The 24,697-nt window shown below is 57.8% G+C and carries 29 protein-coding genes; 15 read left to right on the top strand and 14 right to left on the bottom strand.

The genetic code is table 11. The features are described from left to right. Window positions 1-116 precede the first annotated feature (116 nt). Both ACI514_RS18660 and ACI514_RS18655 read right to left on the bottom strand, forming a co-directional pair. Window positions 117-998 (bottom strand): dihydrodipicolinate synthase family protein, encoded by an 882-nt coding sequence (locus ACI514_RS18660; RefSeq protein WP_405122180.1) that lies wholly within the window; start codon window positions 996-998, stop codon window positions 117-119. Window positions 999-1,020: 22 nt separating this feature from the next. Then, complete coding sequence (locus ACI514_RS18655; protein WP_405122179.1) at window positions 1,021-1,803, bottom strand: aldolase; 783 nt, start codon at window positions 1,801-1,803, stop codon at window positions 1,021-1,023. Window positions 1,804-1,909: 106 nt separating this feature from the next. Here ACI514_RS18655 and ACI514_RS18650 point away from each other — a divergent pair, with 106 nt between their 5' ends. Further along, complete coding sequence (locus ACI514_RS18650; protein ID WP_405122178.1) at window positions 1,910-2,452, top strand: helix-turn-helix domain-containing protein; 543 nt, start codon at window positions 1,910-1,912, stop codon at window positions 2,450-2,452. 102 nt (window positions 2,453-2,554) lie between these two features. Here ACI514_RS18650 and ACI514_RS18645 read toward each other — a convergent pair whose 3' ends face one another. Beyond that, complete coding sequence (locus tag ACI514_RS18645; RefSeq protein ID WP_160056476.1) at window positions 2,555-3,574, bottom strand: DUF4917 family protein; 1,020 nt, start codon at window positions 3,572-3,574, stop codon at window positions 2,555-2,557. A 155-nt stretch (window positions 3,575-3,729) separates the two neighbouring features. Between ACI514_RS18645 and yiaY the strand changes: the two genes are divergently transcribed. Both yiaY and ACI514_RS18635 read left to right on the top strand, forming a co-directional pair. After that, window positions 3,730-4,878, top strand: coding sequence for an L-threonine dehydrogenase (gene yiaY, locus ACI514_RS18640; protein ID WP_160056478.1), 1,149 nt, complete (start codon window positions 3,730-3,732; stop codon window positions 4,876-4,878). 68 nt (window positions 4,879-4,946) lie between these two features. Then, window positions 4,947-5,858, top strand: a complete 912-nt coding sequence (locus ACI514_RS18635; protein ID WP_160056480.1) for a LysR family transcriptional regulator — start codon at window positions 4,947-4,949, stop codon at window positions 5,856-5,858. A gap of 42 nt (window positions 5,859-5,900) precedes the next feature. Here ACI514_RS18635 and ACI514_RS18630 read toward each other — a convergent pair whose 3' ends face one another. Both ACI514_RS18630 and ACI514_RS18625 read right to left on the bottom strand, forming a co-directional pair. Continuing rightward, entirely contained in the window at window positions 5,901-7,067 is a 1,167-nt protein-coding gene (locus ACI514_RS18630) for an MFS transporter (RefSeq protein ID WP_160056482.1), read from the bottom strand. Between the two features lie 15 nt (window positions 7,068-7,082). Further along, window positions 7,083-8,327: an aminotransferase class I/II-fold pyridoxal phosphate-dependent enzyme gene (locus ACI514_RS18625; protein ID WP_405124230.1), complete on the bottom strand. Its 1,245-nt coding sequence runs from the start codon at window positions 8,325-8,327 to the stop codon at window positions 7,083-7,085. 370 nt (window positions 8,328-8,697) lie between these two features. On the opposite strand from ACI514_RS18625, the gene ACI514_RS18620 reads away from it, so the two are divergent. From ACI514_RS18620 to ACI514_RS18580, 9 genes are all read left to right on the top strand, one after another. Then, window positions 8,698-9,891, top strand: a complete 1,194-nt coding sequence (locus tag ACI514_RS18620; RefSeq protein WP_160056484.1) for a CaiB/BaiF CoA-transferase family protein — start codon at window positions 8,698-8,700, stop codon at window positions 9,889-9,891. Continuing rightward, entirely contained in the window at window positions 9,888-10,814 is a 927-nt protein-coding gene (locus ACI514_RS18615) for a hydroxymethylglutaryl-CoA lyase (RefSeq protein ID WP_160056486.1), read from the top strand. The genes ACI514_RS18620 and ACI514_RS18615 overlap by 4 nt, the downstream gene beginning before the upstream one ends. 171 nt (window positions 10,815-10,985) lie before the next feature. After that, window positions 10,986-12,317 (top strand): MFS transporter, encoded by a 1,332-nt coding sequence (locus ACI514_RS18610; protein WP_405122177.1) that lies wholly within the window; start codon window positions 10,986-10,988, stop codon window positions 12,315-12,317. Window positions 12,318-12,667: 350 nt separating this feature from the next. Continuing rightward, the gene (locus ACI514_RS18605; protein WP_160056490.1) at window positions 12,668-13,402 is read left to right on the top strand and encodes a hypothetical protein; all 735 of its coding nucleotides are present in this window, start codon (window positions 12,668-12,670) and stop codon (window positions 13,400-13,402) included. Window positions 13,403-13,431: 29 nt separating this feature from the next. After that, window positions 13,432-14,157: a hypothetical protein gene (locus tag ACI514_RS18600; RefSeq protein ID WP_405122176.1), complete on the top strand. Its 726-nt coding sequence runs from the start codon at window positions 13,432-13,434 to the stop codon at window positions 14,155-14,157. 4 nt (window positions 14,158-14,161) lie between these two features. Beyond that, the gene (gene fos, locus ACI514_RS18595) at window positions 14,162-14,578 is read left to right on the top strand and encodes a fosfomycin resistance glutathione transferase (protein ID WP_160056494.1); all 417 of its coding nucleotides are present in this window, start codon (window positions 14,162-14,164) and stop codon (window positions 14,576-14,578) included. A gap of 60 nt (window positions 14,579-14,638) precedes the next feature. After that, window positions 14,639-15,277, top strand: a complete 639-nt coding sequence (locus ACI514_RS18590) for a LysE family translocator (protein ID WP_405122175.1) — start codon at window positions 14,639-14,641, stop codon at window positions 15,275-15,277. Window positions 15,278-15,437: 160 nt separating this feature from the next. Continuing rightward, window positions 15,438-15,593: a KGG domain-containing protein gene (locus ACI514_RS18585; RefSeq protein ID WP_007911485.1), complete on the top strand. Its 156-nt coding sequence runs from the start codon at window positions 15,438-15,440 to the stop codon at window positions 15,591-15,593. A 76-nt stretch (window positions 15,594-15,669) separates the two neighbouring features. Beyond that, a complete protein-coding gene (locus tag ACI514_RS18580) occupies window positions 15,670-16,173 on the top strand; it encodes a DUF4142 domain-containing protein (protein ID WP_160056498.1) in 504 nt (167 codons plus the stop codon). Window positions 16,174-16,263: 90 nt separating this feature from the next. Here ACI514_RS18580 and ACI514_RS18575 read toward each other — a convergent pair whose 3' ends face one another. The 3 genes from ACI514_RS18575 to ACI514_RS18565 all read right to left on the bottom strand — a co-directional run bounded on the left by ACI514_RS18575 (window position 16,264) and on the right by ACI514_RS18565 (window position 17,965). Further along, entirely contained in the window at window positions 16,264-16,674 is a 411-nt protein-coding gene (locus ACI514_RS18575) for a low affinity iron permease family protein (RefSeq protein WP_123594790.1), read from the bottom strand. Window positions 16,675-16,795: 121 nt separating this feature from the next. Then, entirely contained in the window at window positions 16,796-17,335 is a 540-nt protein-coding gene (locus ACI514_RS18570) for an AidA/PixA family protein (protein ID WP_405122174.1), read from the bottom strand. A gap of 126 nt (window positions 17,336-17,461) precedes the next feature. Continuing rightward, window positions 17,462-17,965 carry an inclusion body family protein gene (locus ACI514_RS18565; protein WP_007911481.1) on the bottom strand — a complete coding sequence of 168 codons (504 nt, stop codon included), beginning with the start codon at window positions 17,963-17,965 and terminating at the stop codon, window positions 17,462-17,464. Window positions 17,966-18,342: 377 nt separating this feature from the next. Here ACI514_RS18565 and tam point away from each other — a divergent pair, with 377 nt between their 5' ends. Then, a complete protein-coding gene (gene tam, locus ACI514_RS18560; RefSeq protein WP_405122173.1) occupies window positions 18,343-19,113 on the top strand; it encodes a trans-aconitate 2-methyltransferase in 771 nt (256 codons plus the stop codon). A gap of 189 nt (window positions 19,114-19,302) precedes the next feature. Here the strand turns inward: tam and ACI514_RS18555 are convergent, their stop codons facing one another. Then, a complete protein-coding gene (locus tag ACI514_RS18555; protein WP_405122172.1) occupies window positions 19,303-20,040 on the bottom strand; it encodes a class I SAM-dependent methyltransferase in 738 nt (245 codons plus the stop codon). Between the two features lie 564 nt (window positions 20,041-20,604). Here ACI514_RS18555 and ACI514_RS18550 point away from each other — a divergent pair. Continuing rightward, complete coding sequence (locus ACI514_RS18550) at window positions 20,605-20,967, top strand: DUF6124 family protein (protein WP_405122171.1); 363 nt, start codon at window positions 20,605-20,607, stop codon at window positions 20,965-20,967. Between the two features lie 76 nt (window positions 20,968-21,043). Here the strand turns inward: ACI514_RS18550 and ACI514_RS18545 are convergent, their stop codons facing one another. From ACI514_RS18545 to ACI514_RS18530, 4 genes are all read right to left on the bottom strand, one after another. After that, complete coding sequence (locus ACI514_RS18545) at window positions 21,044-22,303, bottom strand: type II toxin-antitoxin system HipA family toxin (RefSeq protein WP_160056508.1); 1,260 nt, start codon at window positions 22,301-22,303, stop codon at window positions 21,044-21,046. Then, window positions 22,296-22,613 (bottom strand): helix-turn-helix domain-containing protein, encoded by a 318-nt coding sequence (locus tag ACI514_RS18540; protein WP_095119135.1) that lies wholly within the window; start codon window positions 22,611-22,613, stop codon window positions 22,296-22,298. Before ACI514_RS18540 ends, ACI514_RS18545 begins: the two co-directional genes overlap by 8 nt. Window positions 22,614-22,757: 144 nt before the next feature. Continuing rightward, entirely contained in the window at window positions 22,758-23,165 is a 408-nt protein-coding gene (locus ACI514_RS18535; RefSeq protein ID WP_007911473.1) for a type II toxin-antitoxin system HicB family antitoxin, read from the bottom strand. Between the two features lie 36 nt (window positions 23,166-23,201). Continuing rightward, window positions 23,202-23,378 (bottom strand): type II toxin-antitoxin system HicA family toxin, encoded by a 177-nt coding sequence (locus ACI514_RS18530; RefSeq protein WP_160060057.1) that lies wholly within the window; start codon window positions 23,376-23,378, stop codon window positions 23,202-23,204. A 267-nt stretch (window positions 23,379-23,645) separates the two neighbouring features. On the opposite strand from ACI514_RS18530, the gene ACI514_RS18525 reads away from it, so the two are divergent. Then, the gene (locus ACI514_RS18525) at window positions 23,646-24,266 is read left to right on the top strand and encodes a BRCT domain-containing protein (protein WP_238785229.1); all 621 of its coding nucleotides are present in this window, start codon (window positions 23,646-23,648) and stop codon (window positions 24,264-24,266) included. On the opposite strand, the gene ACI514_RS18520 is transcribed toward ACI514_RS18525, so the two are convergent. Next, the gene (locus ACI514_RS18520) at window positions 24,222-24,467 is read right to left on the bottom strand and encodes a hypothetical protein (protein WP_160056510.1); all 246 of its coding nucleotides are present in this window, start codon (window positions 24,465-24,467) and stop codon (window positions 24,222-24,224) included. The two genes, ACI514_RS18525 and ACI514_RS18520, sit on opposite strands and share 45 nt — an antisense overlap. Window positions 24,468-24,697 lie beyond the last annotated feature (230 nt).

Here is a 24,697-nt window from a genome sequence, read left to right as displayed (position 1 = left end):
CTGTGGGCGCGAGCCTGCTCGCGAAAGCGGTGTATCAGTCAACATCATCATCGACTGATACATTGTCTTCGCGAGCAGGCTCGCTCCCACATTAAATTTGCTTTGTGTCAGGGAGATCAGCGCAGGGTCTTCAGGATCGTTTTCAGCTGCGTTTGACCTGCCTCACTCAATGGAAACACCGGCAAACGCGGATCGCCCGATTCAAGCCCTGTCTGCCGCAACCCGGCCTTGATCGTCGCCGGCAAGCCACCCTTGAGAATGAAATCCAGCAGCGGCAGCTGGCGATAGAACAAATCCCGCGCGCGATCCAGATCGCCGGCCATGGCCGCGTCATAAAGATCCAGGTTCAACTGCGGAATCAGGTTCGGCGCCGCTGTGCACCAGCCTTTCGCCCCGGCGGCAAACGCTTCCAGCGCCAGCGGATTGCAGCCGTTGTAGAACGGCACCTGACCTTCGCCGAGCAGTTGCAGCTTGTGCATGCGTTGAATATCGCCGGTGCTCTCCTTGACCATTGTCACGTTTTCCACGCCATTGACGATGCGCAAAATCAAATCCACCGACATGTCGGTGCCGCTGGTGGCCGGGTTGTTGTAGAGCATGATCGGCACGCCGATGCTTTCGCCGATGGCGCGGTAGTGGGCGAGGATTTCCGCTTCGGTGAGCTTCCAGTACGAGGCCGGCAGCACCATCACCACATCGGCGCCGTGGGCTTCAGCGAAACGCGCGCGGCGTACGGCTTTGGCGGTGGTCAGGTCAGACACGCTGACGATCGTCGGCACACGTCTGCCCACGTGCTTGATGCTGAACTCGGCGACCTGATCCCACTCCGCATCGCTCAGGTAAGCGCCTTCGCCGGTGCTGCCCAATGGCGCGATGGCGTGGACGCCGCTGTCGATCAAGCGATCGATCGATTGGCCGAGCGCTGGCAGGTCCAGCCCTTCGCCGTTGGCGCCGAACGGGGTGATGGTGTAGCCGATGATGCCGTGAATAGTGGACATGGGAATCTCTCCGTAACAGGGTTCAGTTCAGGCAATCGGCGTGTTGACGCAGGTTCTGCCGGGCGTAGTAGTTGAAGGCCGCGGCGTGGCGTTTCGGCTTGGCGATCCAGTCATGAGCTTCGCGGCCCAGCTCGGGAATGATCGGTTTGATCGTGCCCGCCGCCATCGCCAGCAGTTGCAGCTTGGCCGCGCGTTCGATCAATTGGGCGATGACACACGCCTCTTCAATCGTTGTGCCGGTCGACAGCTGACCGTGGTGCGAAAGCAGGATCGCGCGTTTGTCGCCCAGTGCACCGGCAATCAACTCGCCCTCTTCGTTACCGACCGGCACCCCCGGCCAGCCTTCGAGAAATGCGCAGTCGTCGTACAGCGGGCACAGATCCATGTGGGAAATCTGCAGTGGCACTTCCAGCATCGACAGCGCCGCCACGTGGGTCGGGTGAGTGTGGATGATGCAGTTCACATCCGGACGAGCCCGGTACACCCAGCTGTGGAAACGGTTGGCCGGGTTGGCCATGCCGTTACCTTCGAGGACCTCCAGATCCTCGTTGACCAGCAGCAGATTGCTCGCGGTGATTTCGTCGAAACCCAGGCCCAATTGCTGAGTGTAATAGGTGCCGGGCTGCGGCCCACGAGCGGTGATTTGCCCGGCCAGGCCTGAGTCGTGACCGTTTTCGAAGAGAATCCGGCAGGTCAGGGCCAGCTTTTGCCGGTCGGTCCACGTATTATCCGCGAGGCTTTTTTGCATCTGGGTCAGCGCTTGCTTGACCAGTTGGTCTTTGGGTAGTGCTAATGTCTTAGCCATGTCTGTGTCCTTTGGGTGAGTGCAAATGACACGAAAGAGGCTATATGACACAGAGTGTCATTAGCAAGCACAAATCGTCGCTTCCTTGCTGGAATAACCGCTGCGCATGTCTATCCGTTTGAAATTATTGAGAAAAAAACTTGGCGTAACCCTTGAGGCACTGGCCGAAAAATCCGGCATGACCAAGAGTTATCTGTCGAAAGTCGAGCGCGGACTGAACACTCCGTCGATTGCCGCCGCGTTGAAACTGGCGAAAGCGCTGAACGTCAAAGTCGAGGAATTGTTCTCCGAAGACAACGTCAGCCTCGACAGCTACAGCCTGGTGCGCAGTCACGAACGGCAGTCACTCGCCGCGAATGACCAGAGCCCGGGGTATGCGGTGCTGGCGCATCAGGTCAGCGAGCGCAACCTACTTCCGTTCATCATCTACCCGCCAAATGAGTTCAGCGACAAGACCTTCAAGGAGCATTTGGGCGAGGAGTTTCTGTTCGTCCACGAAGGGCAGGTCGAAGTGGATTTCATGAACGAAAAGGTGCTGCTGGAGCGCGGTGATGCGTTGCACTTCAATGCACAGAAACCGCACCGGATCAGATCGGTCGGGGATGTGCAGGCGCAGTTGCTGGTGGTGGTGCACAGCGCCGATGAATGAGTTGATTGGGCTAAAGCTATCGCGAGCAGGCTCACTCCTACAGTTGAAATGCGATCCCCTGTAGGAGTGAGCCTGCTCGCGATAGCGTCGGTAGCCTTACCACTAAATCTCGACCGGCACCGACAATTTCGGACTGCCCAGCGCATGCGTCTTGGCATCAAAAAACCGCAACTCAACCCCCGTCCCCTCAAACACCTGCGCGTAATGCCGCTTCTGATGCTGAACAAACGCTGCACTGCGCGGATAAATCGAGATCGCCACCGTCGCAGGTTTCGCCAAACGCAGAGCCCGCACGATGTGCGCATCCTGCTCGCCCAACGCATGACCAAAAATGCACAAACTGCCGCCATGCCCGAGCAACTGCTCGTAACAGAACGACAGATAATCCGAACTGCGAATGGTCTTGAGCTTGTCCGCACTCGGCCCTTCGGTGACGAACAGCGGTACGTCATCCAGCGTCTTGATCGTATTGTTGATCGCGAAGCTGCCGAGCAGCGTGCCTTCGGTCGAGGTCAGCTTGCGCGCCGTGCCGTCCTGATTGCGCACCAGATGCAGGCCACCGTGCAGGTACAACAAGCGCGGTTTGTCGGTGGCAGTTTCGCTCAGATCAAAACTCGCGTTGGCACCGTTGAACAGATCATCGATGGCGTCGCTTTGATGTTGCAGCGCCCAGTAATTAAGCAAGTCGTAATTGGTGGTGAACACCGTGCGATAGCGCGAAAGTTCTTCGTTCAACGTCGCCAGCGTCGAAGGCTTCACCAGACGCCACGGAATGTGCACGGCGTGCACGGTGTTGATCAACGCTTCCTTGATCGCGTAGTAACGATTGCGCGGCGCCGCTGAGCTGACGGCCAACGCTTTGTTGACCCGGCTGGTGGTTTTCAGCGCGCCGAGTACCTGCTCGAAGCTGCGCGTCTGCATGGCGTCGAACACCGCCAGTTCCGAAGGGCTCAGCGGTTTCTCCTCGACGGTTCGGGCGTTTTCGAACAGCGAGTCATAGCCGAAATCGTCCCACACCGCGCGGCTGGCGCCATTGCCCACCAGCAAACCGTTGAACTCGGTCGCGGCGCGCAGGGTGTTCCAGTCTTCAAGGCTGGCGTCGACATCGAGAAAATCGGTCATTGCGTAGGAAGTCTCAAAACAAAGGGCTGATGGGCGGCGACTTTATCACGAGCGGGCATTGAGCCAGATCAACATCGACGCTGACCGATCGGTCGATGCTGTGCTTATCCGCTGAATCGGAGCAGTCGATTCGGCCCCTGTCAGGAGACGCGCGCATGACCAGCACCTTTTTCATTCCAGCGGTAAACATCATGGGCAACGGTTGCCTCGACGAAGCCATGGTCGCGATCCGCAACTACGGTTTTCGCAAAGCGCTGATCGTCACCGACGCGGGACTGGCCAAGGCGGGCGTGGCGACGATGGTCGCCGAGAAGCTGGCGATGCAGGACATCGATTCGGTGATTTTCGATGGCGCCAAACCGAACCCGAGCATCGCCAACGTTGAGTCGGGCCTGGGGCTGCTCAAGGAAAGTCGCTGCGATTTCGTCGTGTCGCTGGGCGGCGGTTCGCCGCACGACTGCGCCAAGGGTATTGCCTTGTGTGCGACCAACGGTGGGGAGATTCGCGATTACGAAGGCGTCGATCAATCGAGCAAGCCGCAACTGCCGCTGATCGCGATCAACACCACCGCCGGTACCGCCAGCGAGATGACCCGTTTTTGCATCATCACCGACGAATCGCGCCACGTGAAAATGGCCATCGTCGACCGCAACGTCACGCCGTTATTGTCGGTCAACGATCCGGAACTGATGGTCGCCATGCCCAAAGGCCTGACCGCCGCCACCGGCATGGACGCGCTGACCCACGCCATCGAAGCCTATGTCTCGACCGCTGCCAACCCGATCACCGATGCCTGCGCGTTGAAAGCCATGACCCTGATCAGCAACAACCTGCGCCTGGCCGTACGCGACGGCAGCGACCTCGCCGCGCGGGAAAACATGGCGTACGCGCAGTTCCTCGCCGGCATGGCGTTCAACAACGCCTCGCTCGGTTACGTGCATGCGATGGCGCATCAGTTGGGCGGGTTCTACGACTTGCCCCACGGCGTGTGCAACGCCGTGCTGTTGCCCCATGTGCAGACGTTCAACGCGTTGGTTTGCGCCGATCGGCTGACCGATGTGGCTCACGCCATGGGCGCTGATATCCGCGGTTTCAGCCCGGAGGAGGGCGCGCAAGCGGCGATCACTGCGATCCGTTGCCTGGCCAAAGATGTCGAGATCCCCGGTGGCCTGCGCGAACTCGGTGCCAAGCTCAGCGACATCCCGGTACTTGCCACCAACGCACTGAAAGACGCCTGCGGCCTGACCAATCCTCGAGCGGCGGATCAACGCCAGATCGAGGAGATCTTTCGCAACGCGTTCTGAAACGGGTACAGCGGCGGCTAGTGGCGTTATGCTCAGCGCTCTTCCGCGCCGCCACTGCCGAGTCTCGCATGTTGCAAAAAAGCCTGATCCGCCGCCTCGACCTGATCACCCTGCAACTGTTTGTCGCCGTCCACGAGGAGGGCACGCTGACCCGTGCCGCCTCGCGCGAAGCCATCGCGGTGTCGGCGGCCAGCAAGCGCCTGATGGAGCTGGAAGAGGCGCTCGGGATCAGCCTGTTTGTGCGTCAGGCCAAGGGCATGACGCTGACGCCGGCTGGTGAAACGCTGCTGCACCATGCGCGGCAGATGCTGTTCAACGTCGAGAAAATGGGCCTGGAACTCGGCGAACACAGCCACGGTGTACGCGGCTATGTGCGCATGCTGGCGAACCTGTCGGCGATCATTCAGTTTCTTCCCGAAGACCTTCGCGACTTCTCCGCGCAGCACCCGCAGGTCAAGACTGACCTCGAAGAGCGACCCAGTGCCGGGGTGATTCAAGGTGTGCTCGATGGTGTGGCGGATCTGGGTATCTGCTCCAACGACAGCGACATCAAAGGCCTGCACAGCGTGTTGTACCGCGAGGACAAACTGGTAGTGGTGATGCTGCCGGAGCACCCGTTGGCCACCCGTGAGTCGGTGGCGTTCGATGAAACCCTGGACTCTGATTACGTCGGTTTGCACGCGGCCAGTTCAATCAATATGCGCACCCATGCGGCGGCGCGCCAGGCTGGCAAAGTCCTGCGTATTCGCATTCATGTGCCGGGGTTCGATGCGGTGTGCCGGATGGTCCAGGCCAACATGGGCATCGGCATTTTGCCGCAACGTGCTTATGAGCTGTTTGGTCAGGCGCTGGGGTTGCACGCGGTGCCGTTGACGGATGACTGGTCGGATCGCGCGTTGATTGTGGTGGTGCGCGATGAGGCGGGATTGTCGCCGGTGAGTCGGATGCTGTTTGAGCATTTGCGTGGGCTGGGCTCCTGAGATTCTCCGCGGTCTGATTGAGGATATTTTGCGCAATGCTTTCTAGCGCTTGTCACTCATCGGCGCGAACCGCACACAGAGCATCGCGCCGACAGCGAGCAACGTACACAGCAGCGACAAGCGCCAGGCTTGTGGACTAGCGATCAGACTGGCCATCGCGCCAATGATCGCCGCCATCAATTGATGAATGAACCCGCTCAGTGCCATCGCATAAGCTCCGGCAATCGGCGCGCCATCGTTGGCACGGGACAGGCTGATCGGGTAGTTCAACGATTGGCCGAACACGGCCACGCAATACGGCAGCCAAAACAGTAATGCGATGGAGCTGGCCGTCAGACTGCCCAGCAACATCACGCTGCTACCCGCCAATACCAAACTTGCGCCGACAGTCATCAACCATGCCTGACCGGTGCGCAGCACGAAGTGATTGACCGCCAGCGCGCCGAGAAAATATGAAGTGCTGATTGGCCAGCCGAGCAGTCCGTAATCCACCGACGACCAAGCGAATGTTCCCTGCAAAATCAGTGGCGCCGCAGTGTTGAATGCGATGATCACGCCGTAGCCCAAGCCACCGGCCAGAGCCGGCAGCAGAAACGCCCGGTGCGACAGAATTTGCCGATATGCCGACCATGATGAGGCGCTGCCCGGTTCCTCAGCCCTCGCAGGGAAAGTGACGCGCGACACCATCAGCGCCATCAACAGGCACGTCACTCCGAGCAGGTAGAAGATCGCCTGCCAGCCCAGCGTCGCCTCGATCAGCGAGCCCACATATTGGCCGATGCCCAGCGCCACCACGAATGAAATGGAAATCCACGACAACGCTTTGGCCAGCAGATTGCCGTGAAAGCTGTCACGGATCAGCACCCGCGCCATCACCGAAATTCCGCTGGCACCGATACCTTGCATCAGTCGCAGCAGCAAAAACGATTCAAGCGTCGAACCCGGCGGCAACGCCAGATTGGCCAACCCGTAAATGACCAACGCCGCCAGTAACACCGGTTTGCGTCCGATGCGCTGGGCCAGACTGCCCCAGAACAACATCGGCAACGCCATGCCGATCAGGTACAGCGACAACCCCCACGACACCTGTGCGGGTTCCGCACCCAGGTATAGGGCGATCTCCGGCAACGCCGGCAAATAAATACTCATGCCCAATTGGGCGAGAAAAACCGTGCTGCAGGTGATCAGGAGGGTGACGCTGGCGTTCATGACTCGTCCCTGTTTTCAGTCGTCGAGATCGCAATGGTGGGTGCGCAACAGCCCGGTGACCCTTTCACAGAAGCTTCGAACAAGCGCCGGCTGCATGTCCGCGCGCAGCGTAATACGTATGGCTGCCTTGCCTTGAGCGACCACCGGGAAAAATACCGCGCTGGTGAAAAATCCCTGTTCGGCCAATTCACAGGCAATACGATTGGCCACAGCAGCCTGACCGCACTTGATCAACCGAATGGCCATGTTGCTGTGGCACTGATCGGTGCTGATCAGGCTGTCGAAGAGGCAGATGTTAGCCTCAAGATCGCTTTGCAGCGTGACAAACTCGGCGCTGCGATGCAGGCGGATCGACGCTCTGCCGGCACCGATCGCCGCGCAGTTGAGACTCTGCGACCAGTTGCTTGGCCCGCCGTAGCGTTGCACAAGCGTCTTCTGTCTCCCGTTGCCCAGCATCACCAACCCGCCGCTGGCGCCAAACGACTTGGCCAGTGACGCGACGATCAGGCAGTCCTCCTCCAGCGCCGCCACCCGTGGCCGAACGAGGCCGGCGCCCTGCTGACCGACAGCGGACAACGCGTGGGAATCATCCAGATAAAGAAACAACCCGTAGCGATCCTTCAAGTACAGCAGACCTTCCATGTTGGCAACGCCGCCCATGCTGTACGCGCCGTCAGCGACATACGCCACGCGGCCGTGTCGCTGGCAGACGCGTTCGAGGAAATCCATGTCGTTGTGCGGCGCAGTCACCACGAGGGTTTCATCGGCACATGCGGCCTTCAAATGATTCATCGAATAATGCGCGTGACGATCAAACACCATTACCGGTGGCCGGCCTTCGGTAAAGATGCCGCTGGCCAGCAATGGCAGGATTCCAGCGCTGGCGGCGCTGCAAGACAAGGTGCTCAGGCAGACGGCGTCGAACAGTTGCGACAATTCGCTCTCGTATTGCTCGAGAATCGCCAGTTTGCAACGGTTTTTCGAGTTGGCGACGCGCAGGCTGCCGGTTTCGCGCAACGCGGTGATGGCGCCTTCGAGCAAGGCAGGGTGGTGGTCGAGGCCAAGGTATGAGGTCGTACAGAAATGATGGAATTCACGTCCATACTGATCAAGCAGGTGGTTGGGGCTCTTCACTTCGACATTGAGGCCGGCGACTTTGCCCTGTTCGGCGATGTCCCAATCGTGGTCGGCCAAGGCGATGATTTTGCGGAAGTTGGAATACAGATTGGGCGTGTGCAACGGAAGATTCACAGGCGACATTCCTTGAGCGAAGCGATCCATGGGGTGTTGCAATTTGTGTGTGTTGCCAGACTTTACAGAGCGAAAAGTTCGGCAAAAATCGGCTGTTTCCGTGAATCCTGAGAGGCGACGGAGTTTTGTTTGTAGGGCGAAGCGACGAAAGTCTGTCGAGTAATCACCTTTCTGACTTGGGCGAAAGTCGGGCAATCCTGCCGTCACTGGACCAACCCCGATCGGCGAGCCCAACAGGCGGAAGGCTGACCTGAGCTCAACGAAATCTCACCCAAGCGTTCGCATTTCGCGAACGCTCATTGCCGAGAGAAGATTGGATTTTGCGCTTGGCGTTCCTCTAGCCTTGGCCACCTACTCCAAGAACAAGAGGTACCCCGCGATGACTGCCCCTTTGAGTGCGATCAAAGTGATCGAGATCGGCACCCTGATCGCCGCGCCGTTTGCAGCGCGCATGCTCGCCGAGTTTGGCGCCGAGGTGATCAAGATCGAAGCCATGGGTCAGGGCGACCCGCTGCGCAAATGGCGCAAGCTGCACGAAGGCACGTCGCTGTGGTGGTACCTGCAATCACGCAACAAGAAATCCCTGGCACTCAATCTGAAATCTGCCGAAGGCATTGAACTGGTCAAGCAACTGGCCAGCGATGCCGACGTCATCATCGAAAACCTGCGCCCCGGCGCATTGGAAAAACTCGGCCTCGGTTGGGACGTACTCCACGCGCTGAACCCCAATCTTACCCTCGTGCGCATTTCCGGCTACGGCCAAACCGGCCCGTACCGCGATCGTCCGGGTTTCGGCGCGATCGGCGAGGCCATGGGCGGCATTCGCTACACCACCGGCACCCCCGGTTCACCGCCGGCGCGGGTCGGCGTCAGCCTCGGCGATTCGCTGGCTTCGCTGCACGCGGTGATCGGCGCGCTGATGTCGCTGCTGCGGGTCAAGACCGGGCAGGGCGGCGGGCAAGTGGTCGATGTGTCGCTGGCCGAAAGTGTGTTCAACGTCATGGAAAGCCTGGTGCCGGAATACGACATGCTTGGCCATGTCCGTGAGCGCAGTGGCGGCGCCTTGCCGGGCATCGCACCGTCGAACACTTACCTCACGGCGGATGGCGCTTACGTGGTGATCGCCGGCAACAGCGACCCGATCTACAAACGTCTGATGCAAACCATTGGCCGTGATGACCTGGCTGAAGCAGCGGAATTCGCTCACAACGATGGTCGTGCCGCCAAGAGCGGTTTGCTCGACGCCGCGATCACCCACTGGACCAGCAGCCTGCCGATCGACGATGTCCTCGCGGCACTGGAAGCCGCTGAAGTGCCGGCCGGGCGAATTTATTCGGTGGCCGACATCGTTGCCGACCCGCACTATCTGGCACGGGACATGCTGCTCAATGCCGAGTTGCCCGGCGGTGCAACAGTGAAGATGCCCGGCATCGTCCCCAAACTCTCGGAAACCCCCGGCGGCGTGAACTGGTCGGGGCCGAAACTCGGCCAGCACACCGACGGTATTCTTGCCGGCCTCGGCCTGACTGAACTCGACATCGAACGCCTGAAAAGTCAAGGGGTGGTGCAATGATCACGGACATTTCGCAAACCCTGATCGTCCAGGAAGTCTCGCCTCGCGATGGCTTGCAGATCGAGCCGACGTGGGTGGAAACCGCTGACAAGATCGCGTTGATCGATCAACTGTCGCTGGCCGGTTTCAGTCGCATCGAGGCCGGTTCGTTCGTGTCGCCGAAAGCCATTCCGGCGCTGCGTGATGGCGAACAGGTCTTCACCGGCATTCAACGACAGCCGGGGGTGATTTACGTCGCGCTGATTCCCAACCTCAAAGGTGCACAGCGCGCGTTGGCGGCGGGTGCCGATGAACTGAATCTGGTGATGTCCGCCAGCCAGACGCACAACATGGCCAACATGCGCATGCGTTGTGAAGATTCGCTGGCGGCGTTTGCAGAGATTGTCGCGTTTGCCAGCGGTTCTGGCGTGCGCCTCAACGGCAGCATCGCGACGACGTTCGGTTGTCCGTTCGAAGGTCAGATCGATGAGGATCGCGTACTGCAAATCGTCGATGCTTACCAGGAACTCGGCATTGCGGGCATCACCCTGGCCGACACCACTGGCATGGCCAATCCGCGCCAGGTGGATCGTTTGGTGCGGCGGGTGTTGCAGCGGGTTTCGCCGGCTGATCTGACCCTGCATTTCCACAACACCCGTGGTCTGGGTTTGTGCAATGTGCTGGCGGCCTACGAGGCGGGGGCGCGGCGTTTCGATGCGGCGCTCGGTGGTCTCGGTGGCTGCCCGTTTGCGCCGGGTGCGTCGGGCAATATCTGCACTGAAGATCTGGTGAACCTGTGCGATGAGATCGGCATCCACACCGGCATCGATTTGCCGCTGCTGTTGAAACTCTCGCGCGGCTTGCCGGATCTGCTGGGCCACGAAGTGCCCGGCCAACTGGCCAAGGCCGGGCGCAACTGCGACCTGCACCCGATCCCCACCTGACAACCCCAATCTCCCTGTAGGAGTGAGCCTGCTCGCGATAGCGGTGTGTCAGGCAACATTTGCGGTGATTGATACACCGCTATCGCGAGCAGGCTCGCTCCCACATTTAAAAACGCATACCAGACAACAAAAACAATCGGACGCCCACCGGCAGTCCGCCTGGAGAAAGCTATGAGCCTCAATGTAATGGAGGCGGGCGCGCGTCCGTCCGTCGATCACGATGCCGAAAAAGCCCTGGTCAGCAAAGTCGCCTGGCGTCTGATGCCGCTGATCATGGTCTGCTACCTGTTCGCCTTTTTCGACCGCATCAACATCAGCTTCGCCAAGTTCCAGCTACAGACCGATCTGAGCCTGAGCGACACCGCGTACGGCCTCGGCGCCGGGTTGTTCGTGGTCGGTTACGTGCTGTTCGAAGTGCCGAGCAACATGATGCTGTACAAGGTTGGCGCACGGCGCTGGATCGCGCGGATCATGATGTCGTGGGGCGTGGCGACGGCGGCGATGGTGTTCGTCAACAGCGAATGGCAGTTCTACGCGCTGCGCTTTGTGATCGGCGCGATGGAAGCCGGTTTTGCCCCGGGCGTGCTGTATTACCTGACGCTGTGGTTCCCGCAGCATTTCCGTGGCCGCATCACCTCAATGTTGTTTCTCGCGTCGGCGTTCGCCGGGCTGGTCGGCGCGCCGTTCTCCGGTCTGGTGCTGGAACACCTCGACGGTGTGCTGCAAATGCGCGGCTGGCACTGGTTGTTTTTGCTCGGCGGCGTGCCGTGCATCGGTCTCGGTTTTCTGGTGCTGATGCTGCTCAAGGATCGCATCGAGGATGCGCACTGGCTGAGCGCTGACGAGAAGAAACTGCTGTCCAGCCGCATCGCCCGGCATGAGCCGCACAAGAGTGGTGGTTCGTTGCTCGCGGCGTTGAAGATTCCCGGTTTTCTGACCTTGGGTCTGATCTACTTTCTGATTCAGGTCGCGTCCTACGGTTTGAATTTCTGGGCGCCGCAATTGATCCGCAGCGCCGGCACCGAGAGTCCGGTGATGATCGGTCTGCTGACGGCCATTCCGTACATTTGCGGGGCGATCAGCATGGTGGTGATCGGGCGTTTGTCGGATGCCACCGGTGAGCGGCGCAAGTTTGTCGCCGGGCTGGTGGTCGTCGGCGCCATCGGCTTTTTCAGTGCGGGAATTTTCGCCAGCGACACGACGTTCCTGATCGTAGCCCTCGGCTTGCTGGGTGCCGGGATCATTGCTTCGATTCCTAGCTTCTGGACGCTGCCACCGAAGTTGTTGGCCGGTGCTGGCGCTGGTGCGGCCGGCGGGATCGCGGTGATCAATACACTCGGGCAATTCGGCGGGATCGTCAGCCCGGTGATGGTGGGGCGGATCAAGGATCTGACGGGCAGCACCACGCCGGCGCTGTATGTCATTGGCGTGGCGGCATTGATCGCTGCGGCACTGTTGCTGTGGGGCTTGCCGCAGAAATTGCGCACGCTCGACAAGTTCTGAGATCTGCGGTGTCTGCAATGACGCCTTCGCGAGCAAGCTCGCTCCCACATGTGATCGCATTTCTCCAGTTGGAATTCGGCACCTGTGGGAGCGAGCCTGCTCGCGAAGACTGACTTCCAGACACTGATAAATCACGGATTGACTCCATCAGTTAACAGCCACCCCATTTTTCTCAAACACACGAATCAACACCACCCTGGCAATCGCCAACATCGCCCCAACGCCCGCAACGCCGTCAACGATTTCTCGCTACCAAGCGGGAAATGCACTTTGGTTTACTGATGATTCGGTTGAAAGGGTCGATACAGCAGGGGATAGTGCGCGGCTGAAAAGTGCTCAAGGAGCGGGAAGTGACAGTGAAGTCTGGCTGGATCGGGTGTGCGGTATTGTGCGGGTGGTTGCTGGCGGGGCAGGCATTTGCCGATTGCACACCGGCACCCACGGCGCATGAGATGGATTTTTCCCTCTGCAGGGATTGGCCGGCGTATCCCGGGCTGACGCTCACCGCTGCTGCCAATTTCTCGCCCGATCCGGTGTATGGCGAGTCAGGGACTGTAGGGCTTTACGATCTGCGTTTGTCCTTGGTGGCGAGCGGAGATTCAAAGCCGTTAGCGAGCTTTTATCAGCCCTCGGCATTTTCTGTTGATGCCATCGCGCTTGATGATCTGAAATTCGATACCGCCCGCTATAAGCTCGCGCCGCAATTGCAGGCCTTTGGCGTGCGAGTACGGTTCAAAGGCTCTTCGCGCGTGAATCCTGTGGATGAAACCTGGTTGTCGCTCTATGTGAAAGACGACAACGCACTGCGTCCTGTCATGAATCGGCTGGTGGTTTATGAATATGGCGGGGAGTGGGATGGCAATTGTGCGGGAGAGCGCTACGAGACTACGCGAACCGTGGCTCTGGCCAAGACCAGCAGCCATGGCTATGCCGACCTGATTATCAAAACGATCCGTAGCTCGACTGTTGGCGAGGGCGAAGGCGAGGCGTGTGTATCCAATACCGTCACGCAAAAACCGGTCTTGACGACACTTCGCTATGACGGCAAAAACTACGTAATGCCTGAAGATTTCAAAGGCCTCTAAGACCGATGTCTTTTACTCAAGGAAGAATAATGTTCTCGCGTATTACATTGCTGGGCTCTTTCATCGCGATGGGCCTTTTGACGATGGCCGCTCAAGCCCAGGCTGCCTGCCAGACCAAAGACTTCGACGGCAAATCCCTGTCGCGCTGCAAAGTCTGGCCCGCCGTGCAGAATCAGGCGATCGCAGTCAAATCCACCTACCTTGCCGACGCCGGCGACGATGATGCCGGGGTGTTCGATCTGGATCTTTCGATCGTCAACGCCAGCACTTACAACCCCATCGCCACTTACCGTAAACCGGGCGCCTACAACTCCGATGCCGTGCGCTTTGAGGATCTGCGCATCGACACGGCCCGTTATCGACTGGCGCCGGAAGTTCGGGCTTTCGGTCTGCGTTCAAAGTTCGCGCACAGTTCCCACGCCATTCCCTACGAGAAAACCGATCTGGCGCTGTACATTCGCGAAGGCAATGAGTTGCGTGCGGTGCTGGAGGGCTTGGTGGTCGCCAAGAGCAACGGTGAGTTCATGAATGATTGCGAAGGCTACACAAAGACGATTCGCCGAACGGTCGAGATCGGCCCTTCCAGTCATCATGGTCTGGCCGATTTGATCGTCACCACCAGCGGCAGCAAAATGAAAAACACCCAGTCGGGTAAAGAGTGCGTTTCCAATACCACCCGCCTGAAGCAGAAACAGATCACCCTGACTTACGACGGCCAACAATACATCGTCCCTGAAGACCTCAGAGGTTACTGACACGATGCTCACCGGCCTCAACCACCTGACCCTCGCAGTCAACGATTTGCACCGCAGCCTGGCGTTCTACCGCGATGTGCTGCAGTTGCGCGTAGAAGCCACGTGGGACGCCGGTGCCTACCTTTCGCTGCCGGGGCTTTGGTTATGTTTGTCGTTTGATCCGCTGCGTTCGAGTGAATCCTGCGCCGATTACACCCATTACGCCTTCAGCCTCAATGCTGCCGACTTCTCAGCTTTCGTGCACAAGCTAAAAGCCGCGAACGTACTGGAGTGGCGTGACAACCGCAGCGAAGGCGCGTCGTTCTACTTCCTCGATCCCGACGGGCACAAGCTCGAAGCTCATGTCGGCGATCTCGCTTCCCGACTGGCAGCGTGTCGGCAAAAACCGTACGCCGGCATGCGTTTTTACGACGAGTCATGATCAGACACATTTGTCTGTTATAGACTGGCGGCCACGTGTTCTGGCGCTTGCAGGTTTTCCATGACTCCATCGTTGCTAATGGCCGTGCTGGCCTCGGGTTTCATTTATGGCATTACGCCCGGGCCGGGAGTACTGGCGGTGTTCGGCATCGGCGCTGCCCATGGGCGGCGGGCCGGGGCGGGGTTTCTATGTGGGCATCTGCTCGGCGATGTGGTCTGGTGCAGCACGGCGCTGATTGCGATTGTCGGCGCCCGCGAAATCGGCAGCACCGCGTTTGATGTGCTCGGTGTGCTCAGTGGCCTCTATCTGTTCTGGCTCGGCTGGCGCGCGGTGCGCGCCGAGCGCCGCAACGGCGACGAACCCCAGGGCGCGGCGCGCAAACCGTTCTGGCACGGCATTCTGTTCGGGCTGACCAATCCCAAGGCCTACCCGGTGGCGGTCGCGACCTTCACCGCGCTGTTGTCGAGCCGCGCCGAACTGCTCAACTGGTCGATGTTGCCGGCGCTGATTGCCCTGAGTTTCCTCGGTGGCTTGCTGGCCTACGCTATTCTGATAGGCGTGGTTGGCGCGCAGCGGGTTCGCACGCTGTATCAGCGTCATGAGCTGCTTATCACTCGTTTGTGCGGCGTGATGTTCATCGGTTTTGCCATCAACGCGTTGCTGCATGCGCTGCCGGGACTGATGCCGAACAAGGCTTGAGGGTGTGTGCAGGGATGCGCAATCAAGCGCTCAGGCAGGGTAGGTAAAGCGGCGCCGTTCGTCGCAGCGACTGCAACTTTTCTAAACCTTTGCCGCCCAGAAAATTCTCAATCTAGGCGGGCACCTGCTCGCCACGATCATTACCAAGAGGTAGAGAATCATGCCTAACTCAAGAAACTCGAACTCGGGAAACTTCGCCAACGATCGAACGAAGGCCTCTGAAGCAGGTCGCAAAGGTGGGAAAACCACCACAACGACCGTCGACAAAGAGCCAAAACCAGATATGGGCCGCAAGCCCGCTCAGAAATCGAAGTAGTCGGTAAAGGTAGTTTTGATTGAGAGGCGGGGGCGTAAGCTCCCGCTTGAATTTCGCAAGTGAGGAGGGCGCGACCATGAGCCGGATGGCCACCCGTATACGCAACATGAGTTTTGCATCGCTGTTGGGCTTGTGTGCCAGCAGCGCTTTTGCCCAGTCGCCCGCCGATTTCATCAATGATGCCTCGGCCAAAGGCATGGCCGACATCGAGGCCAGTCGTCTGGCCCACAGCAAAGCCGAATCGAAAGAGGTCAAGGACTACACCATCGTCGTCATCAACGACCGCACCACGGCCAACCAGCACCTGGCGAAAATCGCCAAGAAGCTCGACTTGCCGGTCGCGCCGCGTGAGGAACTGGCCGGCAAGGCCAAAGAATTGATGCCGCAAGTGACCGAAGGCGCATCCTTCGATCAGGCCTACGCTGCCAGTCAGGTTAAAGCTACCGAAGAGGCCATCGAGCAGATTCAGCAGGAAGCGCAGACCACCGACGTGCCGGAGATCAAGGCGTTTGCCGACGAGACCTTGCCGAAGCTGCAAAGTCATCTGGAAATGGCTCGCGCGCTGCAGGCTAGCCGCTAACCAGGATCAAAAGATCGTAGCCTTCGGCAACTCCTACAGGATTTTGTAGGAGCTGCCGAAGGCTGCGATCTTTTGCTTTTTATCTAACTATCAGCACTCATTCAAATCCTGCTTGGACTTGCTCTTCTCGCCCAGCCCCTCAAGATTGAACACTTCGCCTTCACCCAACGAACGGTAGTGCCTGCGCAGCGCTTCCAGTTGTTTAAGATCCAGCGCCTCCAGCCCAAGCATCGCGTTCTGCGCCTCTTTGGTCACTAACAGCAATTCATCGATCTTCAAATGCAGAATGTCGGTGTCGCGGTTCTGCGTGTTCTGGATCAGGAACACCATCAGGAACGTGATGATCGTGGTCGAGGTGTTGATGATCAGTTGCCAGGTGTCGTTGTAATGAAAAATCGGCCCGCTCAACCCCCACAACCCGATCAGGATCAATGCTCCCATGAAGGTCTTCGGACTTCCGGCCACCATCGCGAGCTTCTGGGAGATTTTTGCGAATTTCATAGCGGTGTTCCTTATTGGGGGAGTGCTTGAAATTCAGACATTGGGGGAGATATGAAAATTCTACTGATGTGCGAGATGTCCCTGAAAAACCGGCCTCCCGACCGGTTTTGGCATTGGTACTCTATAGCTTGATCTCAATGTCGACGGTCCAGTGGAAATAACCCACCACCTCGCACTGCTGATTGACCAGCATGAAACTCAGTTCGCATTGCACGTCGCCGGGTTTCTTCGGCGTGCAGGTCCAGAAATGGTCATCAGCCTGTCGGCTGCCCGGTGTTGTCGGGTCGTCCGGGTTGGGCGCGGGCACCGTCAGGTTGGTATGAATTTGCAGGTTCGGTTCGGAAAGCACACCGCTGTCAGCCACCGTCATGCGGTACACAACCACACTGTGTTCGGCGATCAGGCTGACGGAGCGTCCGCGAACGTGCAGGTCGCGGCCAATTTCGACCGGGATTGTTGTTGTGCTGTCATTTATGGCTATTTCTTTCGAGTTATTACCTATGGCGAAAAAGATAAATCCATCGGTAATGCTCGTTGGCGCGGCAGCGTCCAGACTTGGGTTCGGATAACGCGTCAGCACTGATTCGGCATCGACGATCAGCAACACATTGTGTGCGTCGGTGACGGCGGATGAGGGTGAAGGGATCGGTTCGCTGGTCATCATGGATTCCTTTCATGATGTTGGCACAAGACGACAGCCGCTTCGGTCAAGGCAAGACATCCTGTTCCGGGCGCAGCGGCAGCGGATCGGTCGAGCCCCTTGTTACCCAAAGGGCTCGACACATCATCAGTTATGGATGGAGATGAACGGATCCCACGAGCAGCAGCCGATGATCTGGCAGTTACGGTCGACGATCAGGAAGTGGAAGTGATAGGTCACGCGACCACAGTCGAGGGTTTCGGATGACCAATAGTGGTTGTCGACTTTCTGGCAGCTAGGTACGGATGGATTGCTCGTGTTGGGCACAGCAACGCACGCTGTGGCCTTGCGCGGGGAGGGCGGCGAGATCAGGTTCTCTCCGGCGTTGGGGACGAATTTGTAGAAAATCACCGCCTGTTCGAAGCTCTGCGACAGGCTGGTTTCACGCCAGCGGATCAGATCGCCGACCTGAGCCTTGAGATCCAGTTCGCCACCGGCCTGGCCACTGACGACGTTGTCCTGATTGGTGACCATGTACACATGTTTCCAATCGATCAGCGTGGGATTCTTCGGATCCTTGCTGATGTTTGGATACTTTTTCAAAATGGTTTCGGTGTCGATGGAAACCAGAATATCCGTCACTCGAGACATGGTGATGCTCCTTTTTCATAGTGAACGTCGGACTGCAATCCAGGCACGACGACGCTTGCTTGCCGTATGGCTTTTGCCAGCACACTACTGGGGGAACCCACTGATCACGAGAAATGAACAGGCCATGCTCCTTGCACGAAATCGACTGATTCGGGTTCCTTCCGATTGCCGCTCCTTGACTATAGGTACGATTTTTTAGCTGTCAAAATCGCTTTTGTCTGGCTCGACGGACGGTCGTCGAATCCATAAGGTCCGACCTATTGGCTATAAGCAGGCAGGACGGTCTGACACCGTTTGCAATCGAGCCGCTGTGGAACTGCTCGCTGCGCACCCTGTATCGTGACGAACCGCTGAAATGTCCCCGACAGGAGAACGCAATGAGTTGGTCCGCCAAACAATACGTCGCTTTCGAAGATGAACGCACCCGCCCGGCCCGCGATCTGCTGGCAGCGATTCCCACGTCTGACGCGCGAACTGTGGTCGATATCGGTTGTGGTCCCGGTAACTCGACGGAGCTGCTGGTGCAGCGTTTTCCCGGGGCGAAAGTCAGCGGGCTGGACAGTTCGGCGGACATGATCGATGCAGCACGCAAGCGCTTGCCGCAGTTGCAGTTCGATGTGGCGGAGATTGATCAATGGGCGGATGAAGGCCCCTTCGATGTGATCTTCGCCAATGCCGTGTTGCAGTGGGTGCCGGATCACGCGACGTTGTTGCCGGCGTTGGCCAGCAAGTTGTCGGCCGGTGGCAGTCTGGCGATCCAGATGCCGGACAACCTCAATGAACCCTCCCACCGCTTGATGCGTGAAGTCGCCGCGAATGGCCCTTGGGCCAGCAAACTCGCGGGTGCAGCGGGCCAGCGTACCGACATGGCGAGCGCCGGCGATTATTTCTCGATGCTGCGGCCCCACTGTGCGCGGGTCGATGTGTGGCGCACTACCTATCACCATCAGCTAACTGGCGGAGCGGCGGGGGTGGTGGAGTGGTTCAAGGGCAGCGGGTTGATTCCGTTTTTGAGTCCGCTGACCGAGGCGGAAAAGGCGCAGTACCTGGAGCAGTATCTGGCGGAGGTTGAGAAGGCTTATCCGGCATTGGCGGATGGTTCGGTGCTGTTGCCATTTCCACGGTTATTCATTGTCGCGACTCGCTGAAATGAGCCGGACGTGTTGTTCGGCTGGAGATTTCGGGTGCGTTTTCGGACGGGCCCCTCACCCCAGCCCTCTCCCGAGGGAGAGGGAGCCGACCGGTGTTGTATTCGAAACCGGAGTTCGGCTCGATATTTCAGGTCGGCGTAACCCTAGAGAACAACTCGGTCAGTCCCCTCTCCCTCTGGGAGAGGGTTAGGGTGAGGGCTTCTGCACAGCCACCAACATCATCATCGGCCGTTCCCGCTCTTCCGCCAGTGCCGGTTGCGCCGCTACTTCAGCATCGCTCGGCCCCCATTCATTGACATGACGAATGGTAAACCCCGCATCGATCAGCGAATTGAGCAATGTCCCGACCGTACGATGCTGCTTGATCACGCCCTCGGCCAACCAGTTCGTAACCCGCTCACCCTCCAACTGATAGCTGTCCAGCGGCCAACGCTTGTTCCCTTCACCGTCAATCAACCAGCCCGGATTACGCGGCGCCATGAAGATTGGATGCTCAATGGAAAACACAAAGTGCGAACCCGGTTTCAGCGCCGCGTACAGGTGCGCAAACAGCCCCGGCAAATCTTTGATGTAATGCAGCGCCAGTGAGCTGTAGGCCAAATCAAAACTACAGGCGGACAGATCGAGCTGTTCCAGATCGGCGCGCTCATAACGAATATTCGCCGCCGTCGTGGTAGCCCGAGCCCGCTCCAGCATCTTCTCTGAGACATCCAGCCCCAACACACTCCCCGCGCCACTCTCAATGGCCCAACGGCTGAACCAGCCATAACCGCAGCCCAGATCCACCACATTCAAACCGTGCATGGATGGCAACAGCGTCTTGAGCGCAGGCCACTCCGGCGCCGCGTCGAGGCCGCCGATTGAACGGTTCATCTGGCTGTAACCCTGAAAAAACGCGGGATCGTCGTAAATGTTTTGCGTCATGGTGAAGGCTCTTTTGAGTTCTATCGTCAGCGGCAAAGTGGCCGCGATTGGAATCCCTCGAAAGTGATGGCGCGTATTCGTCGATGGCCGCGCAGGGGGAGGGTGGTGGCTGAAAGGGAAATGCTAGTCGGTCGAGAGGAAGGTGAAAATCGATGGAGTGTTGTGGATCTGTAATGTCAGAAAATTCTGCAAGGTTTTTGGCTGCTTAAACGCACTCGGTGGCCAGTGTTTATAAGCGCTCGGTGTTACGTCCTGATGCCTACAAATCCTTGCGCCGTTGCCTACCGCTACGCCAGAATCCGCCGGCTTGTGCGCTTGGAAGGCGGTCGGTAACTTGGTTCGCATCACTGATTTCCAGTGATCGGGTTTAGCAGCCACGCGTTTCCACCAAATCGTACAAGCGTCATTTAGCCAGGTTCTCCTGTGCTTAATGGTGGCTGTGCGCATGGCACCCTTGGGTGCGCCGGGATTTTGGTGGATTCGCCCGGTCTGCTAACTTGCGTACAGCCGCCACCCTTTCGTGTAGCAGCGGAATGGTCGTAGGCCTATTTTGGAATACACCAAATGTTCAAAGTAACGCCCAATCCGCCGGAAACCGATCCGGCATCCCCCTACGAATCACCCAACTCAAAGAAATTCCACGAAGCCGCCGAACGCGCCCTCGACCACTATCTCAGCCCCACGGCCAGAATCATGGGTTCCACCCACGAACCCGAACCGATGTACCTCGCCAACCCTGCCTACGACACCGAGTCTCTGCTGGCCAACGCCAGCGAAACACTCGGCTCGGCCACCACCATGCTCAACAACTTCGCCGCGCTGCTGGACACCTCACACCGCAAGACCGCACTCGGCATCGCGCAGGTTGTCATGTTGGGCGAATTGGCGGTGAATCAGGCACTGGATAAGGTTGTGCCGGCGGATTAACCCTAACGCTTTAAGAAGCCAAAGAAACCGGCCAATTAGCGCCGGTTTCTCGAGACTGCTAACTGGCAGCACGAACTCAGGCAAGTAGCCCGATGTTTTGGTCGATGCGTTGTTGAATGGTGCGCAAGGTTTCCTGGGTGATCACACCCGGATACAGACTTTCAGCCATGGTTGAGAATCGGCTAGCTACCACGCAAAATCTGTCAATGATGTCGGCGGCCGTAGCGGCATTTACTTCAGCCTCTACTGCAAGGTTGAGCAGGTTTTCTCTTCCAATTTCCAAGGCTTCACCCATCACGTCCATCTGGTGATAGCCTCCCGGCCCCTCGCAGAACGTGACGTCATAGGCCGGCGCTAATTTCCAGTCTCCGCCAGGCGACATGATGTAAGCAAAGTTCTTCGGATGGTCGTCTCGGTTGTTGAATGCGACATTGAAGACGACCCGCTCAAACGCTGCGGCTTTCTCTCGTACGTCATTGCTGCACTTATGAGTCGCACGCAGGAAGTTGACGTAGTCCAGCGCCCCGGGGGATCTGAAATCCGCACCGGTAAAGGCTGCAAGACTCTGCATGGGCACCCGCAAGTCGTTTTGTCGGTCAAAGCGTTTGGTGGCAAAAGCGGCCATTCCCTCAGACAGGCTGAAATAACGAGTGTCAGGAGTCTGGATACCGCACAAGCGTAAACATTCGGCATAGACCATTTCGATGGCGCACACCTCGGGATGTTCTTGCTGAGCCGGAAATTTCACCAACCAGGCTTCGAAACCGGGAGTGGCAGCCGTAGTAAAGGCATCAGTGTGCGGATCGCGATATACCAGCGCTTTTGGTCGGGCGCCCTGTGGAGAACCTCCGATCAGTAGTAGCTTCTGGAGAAGCTCTCCACCTTTACCTTTGAGTACTTCCTGCACTTCGGACGCGAGCAACTCGATGGGAACATGCAGTTGCGGTTCCAGCGCCTCGGGTGCAACAGGTTCAAACGACATGGCCCCCATGGCATTGTTGCCAATGTAGGCTAGCCGCTCCAAGGGGCCTATGCGCGCTGGGTTGAGGCCTCGACGTTTGAACAATCGGTCCATCAGCAACATGCCCCAGCCATCTGGCAGCGAGTCATAAACCGGCCCAGGCAGTCCCAACTGATGTGACGGGAAATCCCGGTTTAACCTGGCCCCCTGTAATGGAAGCCTCAAGGACGAGAGTTCCAGCCCTCTGTTTTTTGCCTCATCGCTGTACTCAAACATGACCTGCGGGCGACCGGTCAGGGCTTTCGTCGTAGCAAGTGTGCCCCACCGCCAACGTTCACCCCAGCCCGCGTAGTAGACGTCAACTTGTTCAAGCATTGTCGGCTTTCCTTTTGATGCGATGACGCTTGGCCGTTTTTTCGTAGCGAATGATATCGTCCAGAGTTTCGAGCCTTGGCAGAAACAACCCTTCGAGTTCCTTTTCGCGCCCGAGAACCATCGCCACTCGCACCATGTTGTCGAAACTCACATTACGACCGGCTTCAAGGTTTGACACCGTATTCGTCGCAATGCCCGCGCGAGCGGCCACGTCTGCCTGTGTCATCTCCAAAGCCAATCGTTCTGTGCGCAGGCGTTGGCAAATCCGTTTGACGATCTCGCTTGCGGTGGTGAGGCTTAAATCCAGCATGTCGTGTGTACCGTCGGCGTTCAGTTTTGATTCTCAGTACACAATATACTGTGGATTAAACCTAAAAATATCATTTAACTCACAGGAAAATGTAATTAGGTTTAATGCGTAGGATGAGCTCAGCACAGGTTGACGCGACAAGTTTCAACCCTGCTGCAAAACTTTCAAAGCCGCCGACGCCAAAAAGCCGGAGCGGCTTTTTTCTTCCGGGTGGTGCAACACATATTCGTCAATGCGGTTAAGCAAATGCCCCGGCAAAGTGATGTTGAGTTTCTGGGCTTTGCCCAAATACTTGAGCACATCGATATCCACCACGGCCCATGCACAACCGGCGTATTTCGGGTTGGCCACGTGCAGGCTCAGTTTGCTGGCCGCTGGAATGGGGGCGTCGTCGTCCGCCAGAATCTCGAAATGACCTTCGATGGCTTCGCGAGCCATGGCGACGGCATCGTCCAGATCCTCTCCGGCGGAAAAGCATCCAGGAATGTCCGGGACTTCTACACCCCAGGCGTGATGGTCATCGCCAATTGAAATCGCAATCGGGTAGAGCATATTCGTTGTCCTCCATGGCGCAACTGACTCAGAGAGTCAAAGCAGCGCCTGCTGCAAAATACTGATGGCCGTTTTCTTCAGCAGATCCTTTTTTGGATGTGGCACGGTGACCAGTCCTGGTTTGCTCGGATGCTTGAAGTGATGGTGACTTCCTTTGATCCTTACCAGATACCAACCGTCTGCGACGAGTTGGCCGATTAAAAAAACGGCTATTCACAACACCTCCCTGTGGTGTGCTTGGTGGGTACTATGCCCACTGGATTAATATGATCAACACTATAACCACCGGTCGGTAGTGGTCCTCTGACGGGCGGGGTCGCTTAGCGCAGTCTAGGTAAGGCAGAAGCGATGGTGAGGTGGGTGTGTTACCGGGTTTTGCTTATGTTCATGTGGCGATCTTCCGCTGCAAAATAATGGAACACATCTTTTTCTGACGTCACTGCTCGGGCTGCTAACGTTGAACTCTAATGGGCGAAGGTCATGACCCTCAACGAGCCTGTTGAAAGGAAATCACCTCTCGATATAGCCAGCGTAGTTATGCATGGAATTTGCCCATGTGATCGTCAGAAGGGAGTGAAACGGATGTCGACTCTAAAATTCAGCTATAGAGATGCAAAGGGCGATTTAAGTCAGCGGGAGTTGATTCAATGGTCAGAGAATTCGGTTTACATTCAAGGACGATCGGCCAGCGATACCTTTCCTAAAACCTATCGCAAGGATCGCATCATCGAAGTATTGCTTGGGGCTGAGCTGCTCTTAAAGGAGGCCGCTCCTCCTTCTCCGAGGCTTCAGCACGATCGAAAGCCACCGGCGCTCGTTGCTTCAGAAGCCGCTTCGCAAACGCCTGATCCGAAAATGTCACCGGGTAGGATCAATCAAATTCTTTTCACTGGGTTCGCAGCTGCACAACGGGCTGAGCTTGAGCAAAAGGCACTGGAATATGGGTTGAAGGTCATGAGTACGGCAGGCAAGACGCTGACGTTTCTTTGTTATGGTGAAAATGCGGGGCCAACCAAAGTTTCCAAGGCACTTGAGGCTGGAGCTTTCATCATCAACTCAGAGCAATTCTTGAATCTGATCACAACGGGAGAAATCCCCTGAAGTCATCACGTCGCTCAGCCTGCGCATTGAAACTGCACCAACCGCCGAATGCTTGTTACATGCAGCCAGCATCACCTCATTCTGCTTCTTGGTAGCTGCGGTCAGCACTTCACGGTAAACACGCTTTTTTTCATGGGATTTCGCATTACGGATGAAGTCTGCGAATGGGCTTGCGTACTCCCCTTTGAATCCGATTGTCATGGAATTGCCCCGTCATAGATCCCGAGCATGGGCACCATTTCGTGCCTCGCACGCTTCTCAAGGATTGTCGTTAGAGAGAACAAAAGCGTACAGGGGGAGAGCGCATCTTCAACTAGCGGAGTGTTTCTGAAAGGTTCCGAACTGCCCAATTGGCCAACCTCAAATCCCAGCCACAAAAAAACCGGCCCTATAGGCCGGTTTTTTCTATCCCTGCATCCCCCGTCAAAAAA

The organism is Pseudomonas sp. M20, from assembly GCF_045037865.1.
Classification (GTDB): Bacteria; Pseudomonadota; Gammaproteobacteria; order Pseudomonadales; family Pseudomonadaceae; genus Aquipseudomonas.
Note: the sequence above shows the minus strand (reverse complement) of the source record. Positions and strands in the feature narration are given on the sequence as shown.

What these genes read in the sequence shown, in the direction of transcription:
- ACI514_RS18660 (WP_405122180.1), bottom strand. Translation starts at nt 998, where the DNA reads ATGTCCACTATTCACGGCATCATCGGCTACACCATCACCCCGTTCGGC.
- ACI514_RS18655 (WP_405122179.1), bottom strand. Translation starts at nt 1,803, where the DNA reads ATGGCTAAGACATTAGCACTACCCAAAGACCAACTGGTCAAGCAAGCG.
- ACI514_RS18650 (WP_405122178.1), top strand. Translation starts at nt 1,910, where the DNA reads ATGTCTATCCGTTTGAAATTATTGAGAAAAAAACTTGGCGTAACCCTT.
- ACI514_RS18645 (WP_160056476.1), bottom strand. Translation starts at nt 3,574, where the DNA reads ATGACCGATTTTCTCGATGTCGACGCCAGCCTTGAAGACTGGAACACC.
- yiaY (WP_160056478.1), top strand. Translation starts at nt 3,730, where the DNA reads ATGACCAGCACCTTTTTCATTCCAGCGGTAAACATCATGGGCAACGGT.
- ACI514_RS18635 (WP_160056480.1), top strand. Translation starts at nt 4,947, where the DNA reads ATGTTGCAAAAAAGCCTGATCCGCCGCCTCGACCTGATCACCCTGCAA.
- ACI514_RS18630 (WP_160056482.1), bottom strand. Translation starts at nt 7,067, where the DNA reads ATGAACGCCAGCGTCACCCTCCTGATCACCTGCAGCACGGTTTTTCTC.
- ACI514_RS18625 (WP_405124230.1), bottom strand. Translation starts at nt 8,327, where the DNA reads ATGTCGCCTGTGAATCTTCCGTTGCACACGCCCAATCTGTATTCCAAC.
- ACI514_RS18620 (WP_160056484.1), top strand. Translation starts at nt 8,698, where the DNA reads ATGACTGCCCCTTTGAGTGCGATCAAAGTGATCGAGATCGGCACCCTG.
- ACI514_RS18615 (WP_160056486.1), top strand. Translation starts at nt 9,888, where the DNA reads ATGATCACGGACATTTCGCAAACCCTGATCGTCCAGGAAGTCTCGCCT.
- ACI514_RS18610 (WP_405122177.1), top strand. Translation starts at nt 10,986, where the DNA reads ATGAGCCTCAATGTAATGGAGGCGGGCGCGCGTCCGTCCGTCGATCAC.
- ACI514_RS18600 (WP_405122176.1), top strand. Translation starts at nt 13,432, where the DNA reads ATGTTCTCGCGTATTACATTGCTGGGCTCTTTCATCGCGATGGGCCTT.
- fos (WP_160056494.1), top strand. Translation starts at nt 14,162, where the DNA reads ATGCTCACCGGCCTCAACCACCTGACCCTCGCAGTCAACGATTTGCAC.
- ACI514_RS18590 (WP_405122175.1), top strand. Translation starts at nt 14,639, where the DNA reads ATGACTCCATCGTTGCTAATGGCCGTGCTGGCCTCGGGTTTCATTTAT.
- ACI514_RS18585 (WP_007911485.1), top strand. Translation starts at nt 15,438, where the DNA reads ATGCCTAACTCAAGAAACTCGAACTCGGGAAACTTCGCCAACGATCGA.
- ACI514_RS18580 (WP_160056498.1), top strand. Translation starts at nt 15,670, where the DNA reads ATGAGCCGGATGGCCACCCGTATACGCAACATGAGTTTTGCATCGCTG.
- ACI514_RS18575 (WP_123594790.1), bottom strand. Translation starts at nt 16,674, where the DNA reads ATGAAATTCGCAAAAATCTCCCAGAAGCTCGCGATGGTGGCCGGAAGT.
- ACI514_RS18570 (WP_405122174.1), bottom strand. Translation starts at nt 17,335, where the DNA reads ATGACCAGCGAACCGATCCCTTCACCCTCATCCGCCGTCACCGACGCA.
- ACI514_RS18565 (WP_007911481.1), bottom strand. Translation starts at nt 17,965, where the DNA reads ATGTCTCGAGTGACGGATATTCTGGTTTCCATCGACACCGAAACCATT.
- tam (WP_405122173.1), top strand. Translation starts at nt 18,343, where the DNA reads ATGAGTTGGTCCGCCAAACAATACGTCGCTTTCGAAGATGAACGCACC.
- ACI514_RS18555 (WP_405122172.1), bottom strand. Translation starts at nt 20,040, where the DNA reads ATGACGCAAAACATTTACGACGATCCCGCGTTTTTTCAGGGTTACAGC.
- ACI514_RS18550 (WP_405122171.1), top strand. Translation starts at nt 20,605, where the DNA reads ATGTTCAAAGTAACGCCCAATCCGCCGGAAACCGATCCGGCATCCCCC.
- ACI514_RS18545 (WP_160056508.1), bottom strand. Translation starts at nt 22,303, where the DNA reads ATGCTTGAACAAGTTGACGTCTACTACGCGGGCTGGGGTGAACGTTGG.
- ACI514_RS18540 (WP_095119135.1), bottom strand. Translation starts at nt 22,613, where the DNA reads ATGCTGGATTTAAGCCTCACCACCGCAAGCGAGATCGTCAAACGGATT.
- ACI514_RS18535 (WP_007911473.1), bottom strand. Translation starts at nt 23,165, where the DNA reads ATGCTCTACCCGATTGCGATTTCAATTGGCGATGACCATCACGCCTGG.
- ACI514_RS18525 (WP_238785229.1), top strand. Translation starts at nt 23,646, where the DNA reads ATGACCCTCAACGAGCCTGTTGAAAGGAAATCACCTCTCGATATAGCC.
- ACI514_RS18520 (WP_160056510.1), bottom strand. Translation starts at nt 24,467, where the DNA reads ATGACAATCGGATTCAAAGGGGAGTACGCAAGCCCATTCGCAGACTTC.